This window comes from Candidatus Pelagibacter sp. PS_40, from assembly GCF_059417765.1.
In genome coordinates, this window is the sequence record NZ_CM182064.1 from 1,241,226 (window position 1) to 1,259,676 (window position 18,451).

Consider the following 18,451-nt stretch of genomic DNA (forward strand, 5'->3'; position numbering starts at 1 on the left):
TAAATTTAACTTATGAAAAATGATTTATCATTTGAGGTAGTAGTTATTGGAGGAGGACATGCTGGCTGTGAAGCTGCTGCAGCGTCTGCTCGTCTTGGTGTTAACACTGCCCTATTTACACACAAAATTGAGACCATAGGAGAGATGTCTTGTAACCCAGCGATAGGTGGTCTTGGTAAAGGTCACCTTGTAAGAGAGATAGATGCCTTAGACGGTGTGATGGGAGAGGTTGCAGATAAATCAGGTATACAATTTAGATTATTAAATAGAAGTAGAGGGCCAGCGGTACAGGGGCCTAGAACGCAATCAGACAGATCATTATACCGTAAATATATGCAAGAAAAATTACTAAACTATTGTAATTTAAGCATTTTTTCTGATCCTGTAATAAAATTTATTTTTAATAAAAACACTATAAGTGGTTTTGAAACAAAGTCAGGTAAAAAAATTTTATGTGGTAAGTTAATCTTAACAACGGGCACATTTTTGAATGGTTTGATTCATATTGGTGATGAAAGAACACCAGCTGGAAGGTTTGATGAAAAGCCTTCAACAGGGTTAAGTGAACAACTTGAAAAATATGATTTCAAAATAGGAAGACTTAAGACAGGAACACCACCAAGGCTTGATGCTAGAACAATTAAGTATGATAATTTAGAAGAACAGTTTGCAGATGAAGATCCTTACTTTTTTTCTTTCTTAACAAAAAAAAATTTAAACAAAAAAATTTCATGTCGGATGACTTATACGAATGAAAAAGTTCATAAGATAATCCAAAAAAATTTAAAAAAAAGTGCGATGTATTCAGGTAGCATACAGGGGGTTGGCCCAAGATACTGTCCTTCAATAGAGGATAAGATAGTAAAGTTTGCAGATAAGGACCGTCATCAGATATATTTAGAGCCAGAGGGCCTGAATGACCACACAATATACCCAAATGGAATATCTACATCTTTGCCTGAAGATGTTCAGCAAGAAATTTGTAACAATATCAATGGTTTAGAAAATGTTAAGATAATTAGACCAGGTTATGCCATAGAATATGACTATATTGACCCCAGAGAACTATTTTTAACTCTTGAAACTAAAAAAATTCAACATTTATATCTTGCTGGACAAATAAATGGAACGACTGGTTATGAAGAAGCTGCAGCCCAAGGATTAATTGCTGGAATTAATGCTGCGCTATCTTTTAAGAAAGAAGAGCCATTTATTTTAGATAGATCAGATGCATACATTGGAGTTATGATAGATGATTTGGTAACAAAGGGTGTTGCAGAGCCCTACAGAATGTTCACTTCAAGAGCAGAATATAGACTAAGTCTGAGAGCAGATAATGCCGACCAAAGGTTAACAAATAAAGGTATTGAAATTGGATTAATATCAAAACAAAGAGAGGATATTTTTAAAGATAAAGAACATAAATTAGCGATAATATCCAAAATAATGTCTGAGTCATCAATATCTCCAACAAAAATAAATAATTTTGATATTAAAATTGCAAAAGATGGCATTATAAGGAAATCTTATGAAATATTAACCCAAAAAGGTGTTGATATGAAAAAAATAAGAGAAATTTGGCCTGAAATTCCTTATTTTGATAAAAAAATAGACGAGCAAATTGAAATAAATGCTCATTACAGAGGTTATCTTAAAAAACAAAAAGCAGATATATTAGCATTTAAAAGAGACGAAAATTTAGTTATACCTGAAAATGTTAATTATGATGATCTTTCTGGACTATCAAATGAGGTAAAAGGCAAATTTAAACAAATAAAACCAAAAACTATGGGACAAGCACTGAGAATTGATGGAATAACTCCAGCTGCTGTATATATTTTGTTGTCACATGTAAAAAGAAAGTCTATTAAGCTAATAGCTTAATGGAAGAAATTTTTAAAAATTATCCACTACTAAAAAATCAAAATGTTCCACGTGAAACATTAATTGAGTTTGATCTATTCAAATCTATGCTTCAGGAGGAAAATGAAAAAATTAATATAATAAGTAAAGAAACAGCTAAAAATGAGATAATTAGAGAGCGTCATATAACTGATTCAGCGCAAATTATTGAATTTATTGATTTAAATAGTAATATTATAACAGATATAGGTTCAGGTGGAGGTATGCCAGGTATAATTATATCAATTATGATTAAAAATCAAAAAAATTTAGCCAAAGTTCATTTATATGAAAAAAGTCACTATAAAAGCTGCTTTTTAAGAAAAGTGTCTAGAGATTTAAAATTAAATACTGAAGTTATGCAAGAAAATATTTTTGAAGCAGAAAATTTAGACTCGGGTACAATAATGGCAAGAGCTTTTAAACCTTTACCAATAATTTTAGATTTAGTTTATAAAAATTTTAGCAGTTATAAAAATTTAATTGTATTCATGGGAAAAAATGGAGAAAAAGTTTTAGAAGAAACTTTAATGAATTGGGATTTTGATTTTGAAAAAAAAAAAAGTATTACGAGCGATGATTCATTTTTATTAAATATAAAAAAAATTAAAAAAAAAATTAAAAAACTAAATGCAAATTATTTCTATCATAAATCAAAAGGGTGGGGTTGGAAAAACAACAACAGTAATTAATCTTGCAGCAGGTTTAGCCCAACACGAAAAAAAAGTTTTAGTAATAGACCTTGACCCACAAGGAAACGCTACTACAGGTCTTGGTCTTTCAAATTTAGAAGATTCGACAGATACTATTTATGGGGTGCTGAATGGAACAAGAGTCATTTCTGATGTGATTAGAAAAACAGCGTTTAAAAATTTAGATATTATCACTTCAAATGTAGATTTATCTGGGCTTGAGGTTGAGACAGCCGATGATAGCATGAGAGCATTTATTTTAAAACGCGAATTAACCGCTTATTTAAATGATTCTAGAGCAACCTATGATTATGTGCTTATAGACTGTCCACCATCACTAAGCTTGCTTACGGTTATGGCTCTTGTGTCTTCTCACTCACTACTAGTTCCACTGCAGACTGAATTTTTTGCTTTGGAGGGTTTAACCCAGCTAATGAAAACCATAGAACGGATAAAAGTTAATTTAAATCCTGAATTAAAAATTAGAGGCATACTTTTAACAATGTTTGATAAAAGAAATAAGCTATCTACACAAGTTGAAAAAGAAGCAAGAGACTATTTTAATGAAAAAGTTTATCTAACAGTAATTCCAAGAAATGTTAGACTGTCCGAGGCACCGTCCCATGGCATGCCAGTTTTAATGTATGATAAATCTTGTCCTGGTAGTAAATCATATTTTAACTTTACAGATGAATTTATTAATCAAGAACAAAAAATAGGGAGCGCCGCATAATGGATGCAAATAAAATAAAAAAAGGCCTAGGTAGAGGTTTGTCATCTTTAATAGGTGAAACAAAAGCCGAAATAAATATCAATAAAGTTTCGATATCTGATCTCGTAAGTAATAAATTTCAGCCAAGAAAAACATTTGATGAGGAAAGTTTACAAGATTTAACTAACTCAATAAAAGAGAGGGGTATTATTCAGCCGATTATTGTCAGAAGATCTAGTGAAGGTAGCTCAAAGTATGAGATAATTGCAGGAGAGAGAAGGTGGTTGTCAGCACAAAAAGCAGGACTACATGAAGTTCCAGTGGTTATTACGGACGTAGGTGATTTAAAATCTTTAGAATTTGCAATTATTGAGAATGTTCAAAGAAATGATTTAAATGTAATAGAAGAAGCACAAGGTTATCAGCGTCTTATTGAAGAGTTTTCATATGATCAAGAAAAAGTAGCGCAATTTATTGGAAAAAGTAGAAGCCATATTGCTAATTGTTTGAGATTACTTAACCTTCCTCAAGCAGTTTTAAAGTTAATTGAAACGCAAAAATTATCAGCAGGACATGCAAAAATTTTAGTAGGTCTGGATAATGCAGAGTTTGTTGCAAATAAAATAATTGAAAAAAATTTCTCAGTTAGACAGTCAGAAAATTTTGTTAAAATATTTAAAACTAAAAAGCACTCTCTTAAAAAATCTAAGGATATTAACTTACAAGTCTTAGAGAACTCAATTAGAGAAAAAATTGGTCTTAATGTTTTAATTAAAAATAAAAAAAATAATTCAGGATCTTTATTATTAGAATATAAAGATTTAGATCAGTTGAATAAAATAATTGAAATTATTAAATCTAATTATTAGTTTTTTTTGAATTATTAATTATAAAATCTGCCAATATATTTTTAGCAAGCGCTGAGTTTTTTTTAACTAAAAGTTCAATTTCATTAGTTTTATAAATTAACTGCTCTAACCCATCTTTTTTCCAAGACCTTATTTGCTGAGTAACAAGAGGTTTATCTTTCCAAAAAATTGGTGGTTTACAAGCAGAAATTGCTTGTTCAATATTGTTTTTTTCATTAACCAATTCATGAATTTTAACTAGTCTTTTTAGTTTAGCTAATAATGTTCTAATTATTATAATATTATCTTCGTCTGAATAGTTGTTTTCACCTAAAATAGCGACTGTTTTCCTGGTATTTTTAGCAAGAGAGTGATCCACTAGTTCAGAAGCACTATAATTGTCTGCAAGGTTAGTTAATTTAATTATTTCTTGAATGTTCAAATTTTTTTTATTTAATGAAAAATTTTCAATCTTTTCTAATTCATTATTCAGGTTTTTTCTATCACCCCTGCTTCTTTCTACTAAGACATTAATTAATTGTTGAGATATTGGGATTTTTTTATTTCTAAAAAAAAGACTAATAATTGAGTTTAAAGTTTGATTATTATCTTCATAAAACGGGATACATACAATTGATCCTTCTTTTTCGAAGAGTTTTCTTAAGCTAGATCTTTTTTCCAAATTTTTTGAATTTAAGATAATTTGTATATCCTCAAGGTTTTTCTCCATCAACTCTTCTATGACTGTTTTAATTTTATCTGTAGCTCTATTAATAATTATGAGTTTTTCATTATCAAAAAAGGATTTAGTAAGAACACTATTAAAAAAAATATTAATATCATCTAATATCTCTTTTTCTTCATATCTATGAATTTTATCTTTATAATTTTTTTCAAATAAATTTTTAATATTTTCTTCTTTTAGACCTTCATTATCACCATAGAATAGATAAAATTTATAATTATTTAGTTTTATTTTGTTCAATTCAAACGACTTTAGTATCATTGAATATCAGATAGTTTAAAAATTAATTTATCAGAAGCTGTCTCAGCCAAATTATTTTTAATATCTTTTTCAAGCTGCTTTAAATCAAATTTATTAGAAATATTATTATAATTAAAACTTTCCAAAATTACGAAATTGCTTTTAAATTTATTGTTCATCAAAACTTCTACATTAATAGAAATTGAATTTTTAAAGGAAGTTGCGTCACCAGCAGTATTTTTTGATAAAATTACTTTTTCTGAAGTGCTAGAAATTTTTAGTATAAAGTCTTTCTCTTTTTTATCTTGAGCATAGTTATTTAGTTTTTCTTTGATCTTTAGATTAACTGTTTTATCTCCAACAAAGTTTAATTCACTTACTGAAAAACTATAATTTATAGAATTCTTTTTGGAGTATATTGCTTCATACCCACAAGATGATAGTAGCAATAAAAGAAGAAGTATAATTTGTTTTTGGAACATTTTTTATAGTATAATATTTATAAGTCTATTGGGTACAAATATTGATTTTTTTATTTTTTGGTCTTTTAGAAATTTTTCAATTTCTAGGTTTGTTTTTATGATCTCTAAAATTTCTTTTTCAACAACATCTCTTTTTACCTTTAAAATAGCTCTTTTTTTACCATTTATCTGAACAACAAAGTTAATATCTTCTTCTATTAAATCTTCCTTTGAAATTTTTGGCCAATTTATTTGATTTTCATTAATGGTATTTAAACATTCATTTGAAAAATGTGGAATAAATGGATTCATTAGAATTAAAATTTTTTTATAATTTTCAATTAAAATCTCTTTTTTTATAGGTTTGTCTATTTCTTTGATTAAAAAATTATACATTTCATAAAAGTTAGCAACTATTACGTTATAATGAAACTTTTCTAGGTTTTGGGTTATTTTATTAATTAGTTGATTAGTAAATTTAGTTAAATCGTTACCTTCACCGCCTTGGTCATTATTTTTTATTTTATTTAAAATTTTAGAATTTAATGTCCATAGTTTTTGAACAAATTTAAATGACGCTAACATTCCTTGATCAGACCATTGTACATCTTTTTCTGGAGGACTGTCTGATAAAATAAATAATCTAACAGAATCTGCCCCATAATTTTTTATTATATTCTCTGGATCTATTGTATTTTTTTTAGATTTTGACATAGACTCGGTTGGTCCAACAATTACTTTTTCAGAAGGATTATCTTTTTTATAAAATTCTTTACCATCTTCAGAAGACACTTCTTCTGGACTTAACCATTTATTATTTTGGTCTTTGTAAGTTTCGTGACAAACCATTCCTTGTGTAAACAATCCATCAAACGGTTCTTTTAATTTAAAATCATCATTTTTAAAAGAGAGTGCTTGCATAAAAAACCTTGAGTATAATAAATGTAAAATAGCATGTTCAACACCTCCGATATACTGGTCAACTGGCATCCAGTAGTTAGCTTCTTCTTGAGTGAAACCAAGATCTAAATTGTGAGGTGAGCAAAACCTTAAAAAATACCAAGAAGAATCCACAAAAGTATCCAATGTATCGGTTTCTCTCCTATATTTTTTGCCATCTAAGATAAAAAATTTCCAGCTATCTTCAGAGTCTAAAGGGTTTCCCGTATTGTTTAATTTCTCAATTTCTGGAAGTTTAACAGGCAGCATATCTCTTGGAATTTTAATAGGTTGATCATTTTCATCATAGGCCATTGGAATGGGACAACCCCAATATCTTTGTCTTGATATACCCCAATCTTTTAATCGATAATTAGTTTTTTTTGTCCCCAGGTTATTCTTTTCAAGAAATTCTATAGTTTTAACAATAGATTCACTTGGAACTTTTAAACCATCAAGAAAATCTGAATTATAAAGATATCCTTCACCCGTATATGCCTCGTTATTTATTTCAGAGTCTTTATCTTTTTCAGGCTTTACAACAGGTGTAATTTTTAAATTATATTTTTTTGCAAAATCTAAATCTCGTTGATCATGTGCAGGACAACCAAAAACAGCACCTAATCCATAATCCATTAAAACAAAGTTTGCAAAATAAACTGGAACTTTCATATTTTTATCTAGTGGGTTAACTGCAATCATATCAGTTTTAAAACCAAGTTTTTCTGCAGAAGCGATGGACTCTTCAGTAGTTCCTGTTTTAGAGCATTCTTCTCTAAATTTTTGAAATTCTTTATCTTCCTCATAATATTTTGCTATAGGGTGATCAACTGAAAGAGCAAGAAAAGAAAAACCAAATAATGTGTCAGGCCTTGTTGTGTAACACTTAATACTTTCAATAGGCTTTTCACTTTCAATTTCAAACTTAACTTCACAGCCAAATGATTTACCTATCCAGTTTTTTTGCATCACTTTTACTTTATTGGGCCAATTATCCAATCCATCTAACCCTTGCAAAAGTTCTTCTGAGAATTTTGAGATGTTAAAAAACCATTGATTTAACTTCTTTCTTTCAACTATGGCTCCCGATCTCCAACCCTTGCCATCTACAACTTGCTCATTAGCAAGAACAGTTTGATCAACCGGATCCCAGTTAACATAATTCTCTTTTCTGTAAACTAATCCTTTGTCATACAGGTCTAAAAAAAATTCTTGTTGATGTTTATAATATTCAGGCGAACAAGTTGAAATTTCTTTATCCCAATCAATTGATAGCCCAAGTTTTTTAAGTTGGGATCTCATAGTTTCAATATTTGATTCAGTCCAAGTCTTAGGATCTAAATTATTTTGTCTTGCGGCATTTTCTGCTGGCATACCAAACGAGTCCCATCCCATTGGATGAAGTACATTATAACCTTGTAAGGCCTTATAACGTGCTAGCACATCACCAATTGTATAATTTCTTACATGACCCATATGAATTTTCCCAGAAGGGTAAGGAAACATTTCTAGACAATAAAATTTTTCTTTTGTCTTATCTACTTTTGTGGAGAAGACTTTTTTTTCTTCCCAATAGGTTTGCCATTTTTTTTCAATGGTTTTGAAATTATATCTTTCCACAAAACTTAAATTAATTGATATATTGTTAATTAATTACGAGCGTCACTTGATACATAAGGTTTAAAATTCTTATCAATATTTTGTTTTTCGTAAATTGATGCTGTTTTTAAAATTTTGCTTTTTAATTCAGGAATTAGTGTCCCAGTTTTTTCTGATATCGTACAATTACTTTGAGCTGTACATACCCTATTAAAAATTTTTATGTCTAATCCATCAGCACGTATTTCATTTGACAAAAATCTAATTGAGATTTTAATACTCTCGTTTGAATTTTGATCGGTTGAGTACCAATCGGTAATTATAATACCACCACTATAATTAACAGAAGCTAAAGGCATAAAATCAATAGTATCAAGTGAAGCTCTCCATAATTCATTTGAGCTTGCAAATTCAAAAACTCCACTTCCTTTATTTTTATTCATGTCCATCAGCCTAAAACCCCTTCCTTCTTCGAGGTTTTTTTTAACTCTCAAAGTTGGATCTGGAGGGTTCTTTTTTGCATCTCCACCCATTTTTGCTAGTTGGCAGGACGTTAAACTTATGGATGCTATTAAAATTATAATTAAAAAGCGTAATTTATGCATTATATTAGTTTTATTATTAAGAATGAGAATACATATACCATATATAAAAAATATGAGAAAAAACTATATAATTAAACGTTTAAATAATGTGATAAAAATATCACATTTATAAAAATTTTAATCTTAAATAGCAGAAAATCAATAATTAAGCAGATTATCTGGTATTTATTCGGAGTTTAATATTAAACAATAACAACAAACAAAGGAAAAATATGAACAACTTTAAAAAAATCGGATTATCAGCTTTAGCTGGTTCTCTAGTTGCATTTTCTGCACATGCTGGTGAATTATCAGTTTCAGGTGGTGCTTCTTTAACAATAGCAGACGCTGATACTAACGGTACTGCTATCAGTGGTAACCAATTCTCTATGGGTGATTCAATCACTTTTAGCGGATCAGGTGAGATGGACAACGGTATGACTATCAGCGTATCTTATGAGCTAGATGGTGATGCTGCAGATACTGGCAATGAATTGGATAGCCACAGCATGACTTTAGACACTAATGGAATGGGAACAATTACGTTCGCAGGTCACGGTGGAAGTTCTGCAATGAGTGCAATTGATGACGTAACTCCAAACGCTTATGAAGAGTCTTGGGATGCTGTTACTGGTGCTGATACAGGTACACTAGTTGGTGGTTTATCAGGTAACAATATGTTTACTTATACATCACCATCATTTAGTGGTGCAACAATAACTATGGCATATTTAAATGCATCTGATGCTGTTACTGATGTGTCATACTCTGACTTTGCTATTGCATACTCACCAGAAATGGTTGACGGTTTAACTGTTGGTTATGGTCAAGGTGATACTGAAGAAACAACTGGTACAGAAATCGAACATACAGCTATGTATGTTAAATACACTTATGGTTCAGTAACAGTTGGTTACCAAGAAAATGAAGCTGATGCAGCTGCTGATGCGAGTGATATCGACTTCGAAGCTTTTGGTATTTCATATGCAGTTAGTGATAATATAACTATCGCATACAACCAGTCTGAGTCTGTAGTTGGTACTACTGGAACGCAAGAAGCTTCAGGTATCTCTGCTTCATTCACTTCAGGTGGTATGACTATCGCAGGTGTGATGAACGATGTAGATAATGTTGCTGGTGTTGCTACTAACGACACAGAAGGTTATGAACTTAACTTATCATTTGCATTCTAATTAATTTAGAACACAAATTAATAAAAGGGCCCCTTTTTAGGGGCCTTTTTTTTGTTCAAAAAAAGAAATACCAGCAAAGCCATGGCAATTAATAAGATTTAGTTTCTTTAAGTTGTCGTGAGAAATACCACCAAGGGCTATAACAGGCTTATTACTTAAAAGAGAGAGAGATTTAAATTTATTAAAACCTAAATAATTTTTATTTTTTTTAAATATTGAAGATAGAAATATAGCATTAACAAATTGCAATTCTTTTGTTCTGATTTCATAAATATTGTGAGCTGAGCCCAAGATAATGAATTTTTTTTTAAGTGAATAAGAAAGGTGTTTTTTATCTTTATTAAATGATGGAATATAAGCACCATCCAAATTAAGTTTTATAGCTAATTTTATATTATTAGAAATTAAAAACTTATTCCCTTTTTTCTTACAATAATTTTTTATTGTTAAAATTATTTTTTTATCAATTTTGTTATCATAATTTCTAAATATTATGATTGTTTTTTTATCCTGTTTATCTATGTGACTTTGGTCAAATTCTTTTATAAAGTAATATCTATCTAAAGTTTTATTATGCATAACACTGTTAAAAATTTAATTTATATAGAAGAGCTTATCAAATCAAAAGCAAATGATGATGAATTAGCTAAAGTTATAGCAGTATCAAAAACTTTCCCTATGGAAAACATTTTACCCCTAATAGAGCATGGGCACTTGCATTATGGAGAAAATAAGGTTCAGGAGGCGCTAGATAAGTGGAGTGACATAAAGCTTAAAAATAATGCTATTAAGCTTCATTTGATCGGAAGACTTCAAACTAATAAAGTTAAATTTGCATTACGAATATTTGATTATATTCACTCCTTAGATAGTGAAAAACTAGCAATTAAAATTTCGGAAGAGCAAAAAAAACAAGAAAAAAATACTAAGATATTTATTCAAGTTAATATTGGTAATGAAGATCAAAAATCTGGAATAAATAAAGACAACTTAATGGATTTTTATAAATTTTGTAAAAATTTAAATTTAGATATTATTGGCACCATGTGTATTCCACCAAATGATGGAAATACAGAGCAACACTTTTCTGAGATGAGTAAAATAAATCAACAATTAAATTTTAAAGACTTAAGTATGGGTATGTCAGGAGATTATCTAGAGGCAATTAGATATAATGCAACATATGTTAGAGTGGGATCAAAAATATTTGGTAGCAGAAGTTAACCTATTTTAATTTTAGTTTTTTTATCAATTAACTTTAGTAAAATTTCAAAATCTTTTTTTTTTAAAGCAATACATCCTGCGGTTGGTTTGTAATTATCTGTTAAATGAATAAATACTGCGCTCCCTTTACCTGGAATTTTTTTTTCATTGTGGCTAATTGAAATTATATAATCATATTTATGATCTTTTCTATACAGGTTTTCTCTGAGATTTTTATTGTTTGTTTTAATTTCTTCATTATATTTTTTATCATTTGGATCATCACACCAACCCATATCTTGTTTAATGATCTTTTTATTAATTTTACATTTTGGAATACCAATGCGATCTTTTCTAAAATACAATTTTCTTAAATTAAATGACCCTTTTGGGGTTGAATGATCCCCCTCTTTTTTATTAATATTTATGCCACTTTTTCCAACACAGCATTTCAATTTAAAGTCATCAATTATAAGAGTGTTTTTATTTGGTACATGAATTATCATAAGTAATATTAAATATAATTATGCAAAATGTTTTTATTTTAAACTTTAATTCACTATATGAAATTTTAGACGAGATAAAAGAAAATTTATCTTTCACAATTATAAAAATTGAGAATGAAGAAGATTTTAAAAAGAAATTTGATCTAAATAGATTAGATTATTTAGTAATTTCAAAAACAGATCATAAATTACTATTAAATGATGATATAAATGCTAAAAATTTTTCAGCTTTTATTGATTTGCCTTTATCTTTTAAAAAATTAATAGAGTTAATAAATATTAAATTAATTAAATTAAAATTTACCCAACAGTCTAATATTACAATTAAAGATTATGAATTAAATCTAAATTCTAAATTTTTTTCTAAAGATAATTTAAAGTTGAGATTAACAGAAAAGGAAATTGAAATTATATTATATTTAAATGATAAAAAAATTAAACACAATGTTGAAGACCTACAAAAAAATATATGGGGTTATGCAGCAAATATGGAAACCCATACGGTAGAAACACATATTTATAGATTACGAAAAAAAATAAGTGATTTGTTTAAAGATGAAAAATTTATATTAAGCCATAAAAATGGCTATTTTATTGACTAAAATAGGTTAATTTAATCTAGCTCCAACTTTTTGAATTATCTTTGAAGACATTTCAGTACCTTTTTCGAGACATTCTTTTGTTGAACTATTATTAATTAGTCCATGAAGAAAACCAGCTGCAAAGAGATCTCCAGCACCCGTTAAGTCTACAATTTTTAAATTTGGTTTAGTTTGACATTCTACAATTTCTTCATTTTTAATGGCAATACTTCCTTTTTCACCGCGTGTAACAATTAAAAGTTTCCCCAAATGTTTGCCAAATTCAATAACATCCTCAAAGTTTTTAGCGTCAATTAATGATTTAATTTCTTGTTCGTTAGCAAAAGTAATATCAAGTTTATTTTGAACTAAATCTAAAAAATCACTTTTATGTCTCTCTACACAAAATTGATCAGATAAGGACATTACTTTGGTATTAGAGAGCAACATGGTTTTATCAAAAGCTGACTTTGGTTCACCCTCATCCCACAAATATCCCTCTAAAAATATCATTTCGCTTTCTTTTACAGCTTTTTCATCAATATCACTGGGGTTAATTTTTCCAGCAATACCTAAAAATGTAACCATAGTTCTTTCAGCATCTGGTGTGATTAAGATTAAACAAGTCCCCGTCGGTGAGATTTCCTTTTTTTTATTATAAAAATATTGAACTTTTTCTTTAGTCAGACCTTCTTCGTATTTTTGTCCTAAATCATCATCGTTAACTTTACCTATAAACCCGACATCATTTCCTAATTGTGATAATCCAACAATAGAGTTTGCAATTGATCCACCAGAGATAGTTTGGTCTATCTTAAGACTTGATAAAAGTTTTTTAAATTCTATTTCGTCAACCAGTTTCATTGTACTTTTTGTTAATTGATTATTTATTAAATATTGGTCATCAACTTTACAAATGACGTCAACAATGGCATTACCAATTCCTAGTATTTTCATATTAAGTTTTTTTTATTTTAACTGGATTTTTTCGATTAGGATAACAAGTCGTGCAAATTTTACAAGTCAAACCATAACATTCCCTTGCCTTACAAAATTCTCTTCCATAATAAATTATTTGTAAATGCAATTTGCTCCATGTTTTTTCTGGGAATATTCTTTTTAAATCTTTTTCAGTTTGAATTACATTTTTGCCATTCGTTAAACCCCATCTTTGAGCCAATCTATGGATGTGAGTATCAACGGCAAATGCTGGAACTCCAAAACCTTGAGACATAACTACACTTGCAGTTTTATGGCCTACACCCGGCAGTTTTTCCAGCTCTTCAAAGCTTTTGGGTACTTTGCCTCCATGCCTTTCAAGAAGCTGTTTAGACATCAAATAAATACTTTTAGCCTTAACTCGAAAGAGACCAATACTTTTAATCAATTTTTCTATTCGTTTTTTGCCTAATTTTACAAAATGTTCAGGTCTATTATATTTTGGATATATATTTTTAGTTACATTATTAACATTTAGATCAGTACATTGTGCCGATAAAAGAACTGACATTAAGAGAGTAAAGTTACTAGTATGATCTAGCGGGATAGGAGTTGTTGGATAAAGTTTATTTAAAATCTTTAGTATTTTTTTTGCTTTATCTTGTTCATCCATTATTTAAAGTTCAATAAATCTCTCATCGAATAAAGTCCTGGTTTTTTATTAATCAACCATTTTGCAGCAGTTAGAGCTCCATCTGAATAAAGTGCTCTATCAAAAGCCTCATGATTTAATTTTATTATTTCTTTTCCACTAGAAAATGTAACTTCATGTTCACCAATAATTTCACCTTTTCTAATTGAATTGAAATTAATTTTTTTTCCATAAGGAAAAGATTTTTTATTTAAAAATTTTTTACCCATTAAGTTATAAAGGTTTTTATTTTTTCCATCTGCAATTCCTTTTCCTAGCATTAAAGCTGTTCCTGATGGGTAATCTTTTTTGTGTTTGTGATGAACTTCAAATACCTTGCTCAAATATTCTTCATTTAGTGACTTTGAGGCAATTTCAGTTAAATACATTAATAAATTAACACCAAGGCTCATATTCCCAGCTTTTAAAATTGGAATGGTTTTTGAAAATTTTTTAATCAAGGCCTCTTCTTTTTGATTAAATCCTGTTGTTCCAATTACTACTCTTTTTTTTAATTTTGAGGCAATTTTTAAAATATCTAAAGTACAGTTTGGGACTGTAAAATCTATTATTACATCAGTTTTTTTAAAAGTTTGTTCGGTGTTTACATCAAGCTTGATACCAGCAATTTTTTTATTGATAGCTTTGTTTTCTGTTAGAGCAGTTAGTTCAAAGTTTTTATTATTTTTTGAGGATTTAATAAGCTGTTGACCCATTCTCCCTAGACAGCCAGAAATAGCTAAATTAATTTTTTTCATCTAGGAAAATATTAACCTTTTTTAGTTAATTAGTCTTTAGTTTTTCCAAAAACTTTTTGCTTTTTGAAAGAATTGTTTGATACTTGGATTGGACTTTTCATTTTCAATTTCTCTAAATTTTTCAAGTAACTCTTTTTGTTCTTTATTTAAAGAAATAGGAACTTCAGTATTTACTTGGACATAAAGGTCTCCATTTCCACTACCTCTCATATAAGGCATGCCTTTACCTTTTAGCCTAAATTGTTTTCCATTTTGAGTTCCATCAGGTATTTTAATTTTAGCTTTTCCACCATCAATTGTTGGTATCTCTATTGTGGTTCCTAAAGCTGCATCAGCAATGGATATAGGAAATTCAAAGAATAAGTTTTCATCAGACCTTTTAAATAAATCATGTGAATGAACATTTACAAATAGATAAAGATCACCACTTGCTCCACCTTTAGAACCTGCTTCTCCTTTTCCAGCTAATCTAATCCTAGTTCCATCATCGACACCCTTAGGTATTGTAACTGATATTTTTTTGGAGGCTTGTTTGTTTCCTTGACCATTACAATCTGTACATGGATTTGTTATTTCTTCACCAGAGCCTGCACATTGAGGACAAGTTTGTTGAACTGTAAAAAAACCTTGGTTAGATCTTACTTTTCCATTTCCACCACAAACCGTACATCTATCTGGAGAATGACCAGGTTTAGAGCCATTACCTCTACAAGTATTACATTTTTCTGTAGTTGAGAATTTTATATCTTGTTTTTTACCCTCATATGCTTCTTCGAGGGTAATAGATAAATCATATCGAAGATCAGAACCTCTATTATTAGTTTTTCGTCTTCCTCTTGATTGTCCACCACCAAAATCTCCAAAAAAATCTTCAAAAATATCTGAAAAATCTGCTCCACCAAAACCACCACCAAAGCCTCCACCTTGTCTGCCTCCACCACCCTCAAAAGCAGCGTGACCAAAGTTATCGTAGTTTTGCTTCTTTTCTTTATCTGAAAGGATGCCGTAAGCTTCACCAGCTTCTTTAAATTTATCTTCTGAGGCTTTATCACCTGGGTTTTTGTCTGGGTGATATTTTACAGCTAATTTACGGTAAGCAGATTTTAATTCTTCAGGACTTGCACTTTTGCTAACCCCTAAGACGTCATAAAAATCTCTTTTAGCCATAAGTTACTTTAAGATGATAGTTGCTGTAAGTCTTAGGCGCTTTTTTCTTTATCTTCTTCTTTGCCTTCTTTGCTTTCTTCTTTAACTTCTTCAAAGTCAGCATCAACTACATTATCGTCTTTTTTTCCTTCATCATTTTTATCACCTTCTTTTGGTGAGCCTTCTTTTTTCTCTTGAGATTTATAAATTGCTTCACCTAACTTCATAGAGGCTTGAACTAAAGTTTCAGTTTTCTTTTTAATTTCTTCGGTATCAGTTCCTTTAATAGCTTCTTTTAAGTCAGTTGAGGCATCTTCAATTGCTTTTCTATCAACATCAGAAACTTTGGCACCATGCTCTTTTAGATTTTTTTCAGTAGAGTGTAAAAGAGTGTCTGCTTGATTTCTAACATCAACAGATTCTCTTTTCTTTTTGTCCTCTTCTTTATTTGCTTCAGCATCTTTTACCATTTTTTCAATCTCTTCATCACTTAAGCCACCTGAGGCCTGGATTTGAATTTTTTGTTCTTTCCCAGTTCCTTTATCTTTAGCAGAAACACTCACAATTCCATTTGCATCAATATCAAAAGTTACTTCTATTTGAGGCACTCCTCTTGGAGCAGGCGCAATTCCAACTAGCTCAAAATTTCCTAACATTTTATTGTCAGATGCCATTTCTCTTTCACCTTGAAGCACTCTGATTGATACAGCAGGTTGATTGTCATCAGCTGTAGAAAATACCTGGCTTTTTTTTGTTGGTATTGTTGTATTTTTTTCAATTAATTTTGTTGAAACCCCACCTAATGTTTCAATTCCAAGCGATAAAGGTGTTACATCTAAAAGAAGCACATCTTTAACGTCTCCTTGAAGAACACCAGCTTGGATTGCAGCACCCATTGCAACAACTTCATCAGGGTTTACACTTTTATTAGGTTCTTTACCAAAAAAGTTTTTAACTTCAGATAGAACTTTAGGCATTCTTGTCATTCCACCAACCATTACAATTTCATCAATTTCACTTGCAGTAAGCCCTGCATCTTTAAGAGCAGTTTTACATGGTGGTAATGTTCTTGAGATTAAATCTTCAACCAAAGCTTCTAATTTTGCTCTAGTCATTTTTAGATTGATATGTTTTGGACCAGTTTTATCAGCTGTTATAAAAGGTAAATTAACGTCTGTTTGCTCTGCAGAAGATAATTCAATTTTTGCTTTTTCAGCAGCTTCTTTTAATCTTTGAAGAGCCAATTTATCTGATCTTAAATCAATTCCAGAATCTTTTTTAAATTCACCAATTAAATAATCAACGATTGTATTGTCAAAGTCTTCACCACCTAAAAATGTATCACCATTTGTAGATTTAACTTCAAATACACCATCACCCAACTCAAGGATAGAGACATCAAAAGTTCCACCACCAAGGTCATAAACAGCAATTTTTTTATTTTGTTTTTTATCTAAACCGTAAGCAAGAGAAGCAGCTGTTGGTTCATTAATAATTCTTAAAACTTCAAGACCAGCAATTTTACCAGCATCTTTTGTTGCTTGTCTTTGAGCATCATTAAAATATGCGGGAACTGTAATTACAGCTTTCGTTACTTCTTGGCCTAAATATTTTTCAGCTGTTTCTTTCATCTTTTGAAGAATAAAAGCTGAAATTTGAGAAGGTGAATATTTTTCCCCTTTAGCTTCAATCCAAGCATCTCCCTTTTCTGAATTCACAATTTTAAAAGGTGCAGCTGCAATATCTTTTTTTACAGTAGGGTCTTCAAAACTTCTTCCAATTAATCTTTTTACAGCAAAAATAGTATTTTCAGGGTTAGTTACAGCTTGTCTTTTTGCAGGTTGACCTACAAGTTTTTCCCCATCCTCAGTAAAAGCTACAACTGAAGGAGTTGTTCTTGCACCCTCAGCATTTTCTAAAACTTTTGGCTGACTACCTTCCATGATAGAAACACATGAATTTGTTGTTCCTAAATCTATTCCTATAATTTTGCTCATAATTTAATTCCTTCCCTTCATATAAGTGTTAATTTTTAATCTACAAGTTCTTACAATTATAATTAATTGTCTGAATTTTCTTTATTTTCCTCGCTTTTTTGTTCATCTGGAGTTTTGGTTTTTTTTGAAACTCCGACTAATGCTGGTCTTAAAAGTCTATCTTTCATCATAAAACCTTTTTGAATTTCTTGAACTATTGTTCCAGGTTCTTTTTGATCGTCATCAATTTCCATCATAGCTTGGTGTTGATTGGGATCCAATTTTTTACCAATAGAAACAACAGGTGTAATTCCATTTTTTGAAAAAATTGACACCATATCTTTACTAATAATTTCAAAATGCTCTAAAGTTTTTTTTAAAGCTTCAGTATCTTTTAGTACTTCATCACTTTCTAAAATTTGTTTTGACCTTTCAAGATTATCAATTAAATTTAAAGCTTCTTTTGCAAAAGAAAATCCACCATAATCAAAAGCATCATCTTTTTCTTTTTCAAATCTTCTTCTTTGATTTTCCATTTCAGCAAAAGTTCTAGTAAGCTTATCTTCTAACTCCTTAATTTTTTCTTCAGGTGTAATCTCTTTTGCCTCTTCTGTTTTATCAGCTGAAATTTCTTGTTCTACTTGGTTTTGCTCCTCAGCTTTATTCTCTTTAATTTCTTCATTTTGGTTTTCAGAATTAATGTTTTGATCTTTTTCCATGACAACTTATATGGTAT

At 29.7% G+C, this 18,451-nt stretch carries 18 protein-coding genes and 1 pseudogene; 7 read left to right on the plus strand and 12 right to left on the minus strand.

Annotated elements, in window-relative coordinates; genetic code table 11:
* The first annotated feature begins 12 nt into the window (after window positions 1-12).
* The 4 genes and pseudogenes from mnmG to AC5SLW_RS06620 all read left to right on the plus strand — a co-directional run bounded on the left by mnmG (window position 13) and on the right by AC5SLW_RS06620 (window position 4,175).
* Window positions 13-1,884, plus strand: a complete 1,872-nt coding sequence (mnmG, locus tag AC5SLW_RS06605) for a tRNA uridine-5-carboxymethylaminomethyl(34) synthesis enzyme MnmG (protein ID WP_494575064.1) — start codon at window positions 13-15, stop codon at window positions 1,882-1,884.
* Window positions 1,884-2,519, plus strand: a pseudogene (locus AC5SLW_RS06610) (16S rRNA (guanine(527)-N(7))-methyltransferase RsmG); the annotation flags it as partial. The gene mnmG and the pseudogene AC5SLW_RS06610, both read left to right, overlap by 1 nt.
* A 13-nt stretch (window positions 2,520-2,532) precedes the next feature.
* Window positions 2,533-3,327 carry a ParA family protein gene (locus tag AC5SLW_RS06615; RefSeq protein ID WP_018413704.1) on the plus strand — a complete coding sequence of 265 codons (795 nt, stop codon included), beginning with the start codon at window positions 2,533-2,535 and terminating at the stop codon, window positions 3,325-3,327.
* On the plus strand, window positions 3,327-4,175 hold the full coding sequence (locus AC5SLW_RS06620) for a ParB/RepB/Spo0J family partition protein (protein ID WP_494575067.1): 849 nt from the start codon (window positions 3,327-3,329) through the stop codon (window positions 4,173-4,175). The genes AC5SLW_RS06615 and AC5SLW_RS06620 overlap by 1 nt, the downstream gene beginning before the upstream one ends.
* Here AC5SLW_RS06620 and holA read toward each other — a convergent pair.
* The 4 genes from holA to AC5SLW_RS06640 are packed head-to-tail and all read right to left on the minus strand — an operon-like array spanning window position 4,165 to window position 8,743.
* On the minus strand, window positions 4,165-5,139 hold the full coding sequence (holA, locus tag AC5SLW_RS06625; protein ID WP_494575069.1) for a DNA polymerase III subunit delta: 975 nt from the start codon (window positions 5,137-5,139) through the stop codon (window positions 4,165-4,167). The two genes, AC5SLW_RS06620 and holA, sit on opposite strands and share 11 nt — an antisense overlap.
* Window positions 5,140-5,156: 17 nt before the next feature.
* The gene (locus tag AC5SLW_RS06630; RefSeq protein WP_494575071.1) at window positions 5,157-5,621 is read right to left on the minus strand and encodes a hypothetical protein; all 465 of its coding nucleotides are present in this window, start codon (window positions 5,619-5,621) and stop codon (window positions 5,157-5,159) included.
* A gap of 3 nt (window positions 5,622-5,624) precedes the next feature.
* Window positions 5,625-8,159, minus strand: coding sequence for a leucine--tRNA ligase (gene leuS / locus AC5SLW_RS06635; protein WP_494575073.1), 2,535 nt, complete (start codon window positions 8,157-8,159; stop codon window positions 5,625-5,627).
* Between the two features lie 29 nt (window positions 8,160-8,188).
* Window positions 8,189-8,743: a DUF3576 domain-containing protein gene (locus AC5SLW_RS06640; protein WP_018413709.1), complete on the minus strand. Its 555-nt coding sequence runs from the start codon at window positions 8,741-8,743 to the stop codon at window positions 8,189-8,191.
* A 212-nt stretch (window positions 8,744-8,955) separates the two neighbouring features.
* Here AC5SLW_RS06640 and AC5SLW_RS06645 point away from each other — a divergent pair, with 212 nt between their 5' ends.
* Window positions 8,956-9,915: a porin gene (locus tag AC5SLW_RS06645; RefSeq protein ID WP_494575075.1), complete on the plus strand. Its 960-nt coding sequence runs from the start codon at window positions 8,956-8,958 to the stop codon at window positions 9,913-9,915.
* Between the two features lie 36 nt (window positions 9,916-9,951).
* Here AC5SLW_RS06645 and AC5SLW_RS06650 read toward each other — a convergent pair whose 3' ends face one another.
* Window positions 9,952-10,494, minus strand: coding sequence for a thiamine phosphate synthase (locus AC5SLW_RS06650; protein ID WP_494575077.1), 543 nt, complete (start codon window positions 10,492-10,494; stop codon window positions 9,952-9,954).
* On the opposite strand from AC5SLW_RS06650, the gene AC5SLW_RS06655 reads away from it, so the two are divergent.
* A complete protein-coding gene (locus AC5SLW_RS06655) occupies window positions 10,489-11,139 on the plus strand; it encodes a YggS family pyridoxal phosphate-dependent enzyme (protein WP_494575079.1) in 651 nt (216 codons plus the stop codon). The genes AC5SLW_RS06650 and AC5SLW_RS06655 overlap by 6 nt on opposite strands.
* Here the strand turns inward: AC5SLW_RS06655 and AC5SLW_RS06660 are convergent.
* Entirely contained in the window at window positions 11,136-11,624 is a 489-nt protein-coding gene (locus AC5SLW_RS06660) for a L,D-transpeptidase family protein (protein WP_018413713.1), read from the minus strand. The genes AC5SLW_RS06655 and AC5SLW_RS06660 overlap by 4 nt on opposite strands.
* A gap of 20 nt (window positions 11,625-11,644) precedes the next feature.
* Here AC5SLW_RS06660 and AC5SLW_RS06665 point away from each other — a divergent pair, with 20 nt between their 5' ends.
* Entirely contained in the window at window positions 11,645-12,226 is a 582-nt protein-coding gene (locus tag AC5SLW_RS06665; protein WP_494575082.1) for a winged helix-turn-helix domain-containing protein, read from the plus strand.
* Window positions 12,227-12,232: 6 nt separating this feature from the next.
* Here AC5SLW_RS06665 and AC5SLW_RS06670 read toward each other — a convergent pair whose 3' ends face one another.
* The 6 genes from AC5SLW_RS06670 to AC5SLW_RS06695 form a co-directional block, all read right to left on the minus strand.
* Window positions 12,233-13,162 (minus strand): adenosine kinase, encoded by a 930-nt coding sequence (locus AC5SLW_RS06670; protein WP_494575084.1) that lies wholly within the window; start codon window positions 13,160-13,162, stop codon window positions 12,233-12,235.
* 1 nt (window position 13,163) lies between these two features.
* Window positions 13,164-13,817: an endonuclease III gene (nth, locus tag AC5SLW_RS06675; RefSeq protein WP_494575086.1), complete on the minus strand. Its 654-nt coding sequence runs from the start codon at window positions 13,815-13,817 to the stop codon at window positions 13,164-13,166.
* Window positions 13,817-14,593: a 4-hydroxy-tetrahydrodipicolinate reductase gene (gene dapB / locus AC5SLW_RS06680; protein WP_494575088.1), complete on the minus strand. Its 777-nt coding sequence runs from the start codon at window positions 14,591-14,593 to the stop codon at window positions 13,817-13,819. Before dapB ends, nth begins: the two co-directional genes overlap by 1 nt.
* A 36-nt stretch (window positions 14,594-14,629) precedes the next feature.
* On the minus strand, window positions 14,630-15,760 hold the full coding sequence (dnaJ, locus tag AC5SLW_RS06685; RefSeq protein ID WP_494575091.1) for a molecular chaperone DnaJ: 1,131 nt from the start codon (window positions 15,758-15,760) through the stop codon (window positions 14,630-14,632).
* Window positions 15,761-15,792: 32 nt separating this feature from the next.
* On the minus strand, window positions 15,793-17,736 hold the full coding sequence (gene dnaK, locus AC5SLW_RS06690; RefSeq protein WP_494575093.1) for a molecular chaperone DnaK: 1,944 nt from the start codon (window positions 17,734-17,736) through the stop codon (window positions 15,793-15,795).
* Window positions 17,737-17,798: 62 nt separating this feature from the next.
* Window positions 17,799-18,434 carry a nucleotide exchange factor GrpE gene (locus tag AC5SLW_RS06695; protein ID WP_494575095.1) on the minus strand — a complete coding sequence of 212 codons (636 nt, stop codon included), beginning with the start codon at window positions 18,432-18,434 and terminating at the stop codon, window positions 17,799-17,801.
* Window positions 18,435-18,451 lie beyond the last annotated feature (17 nt).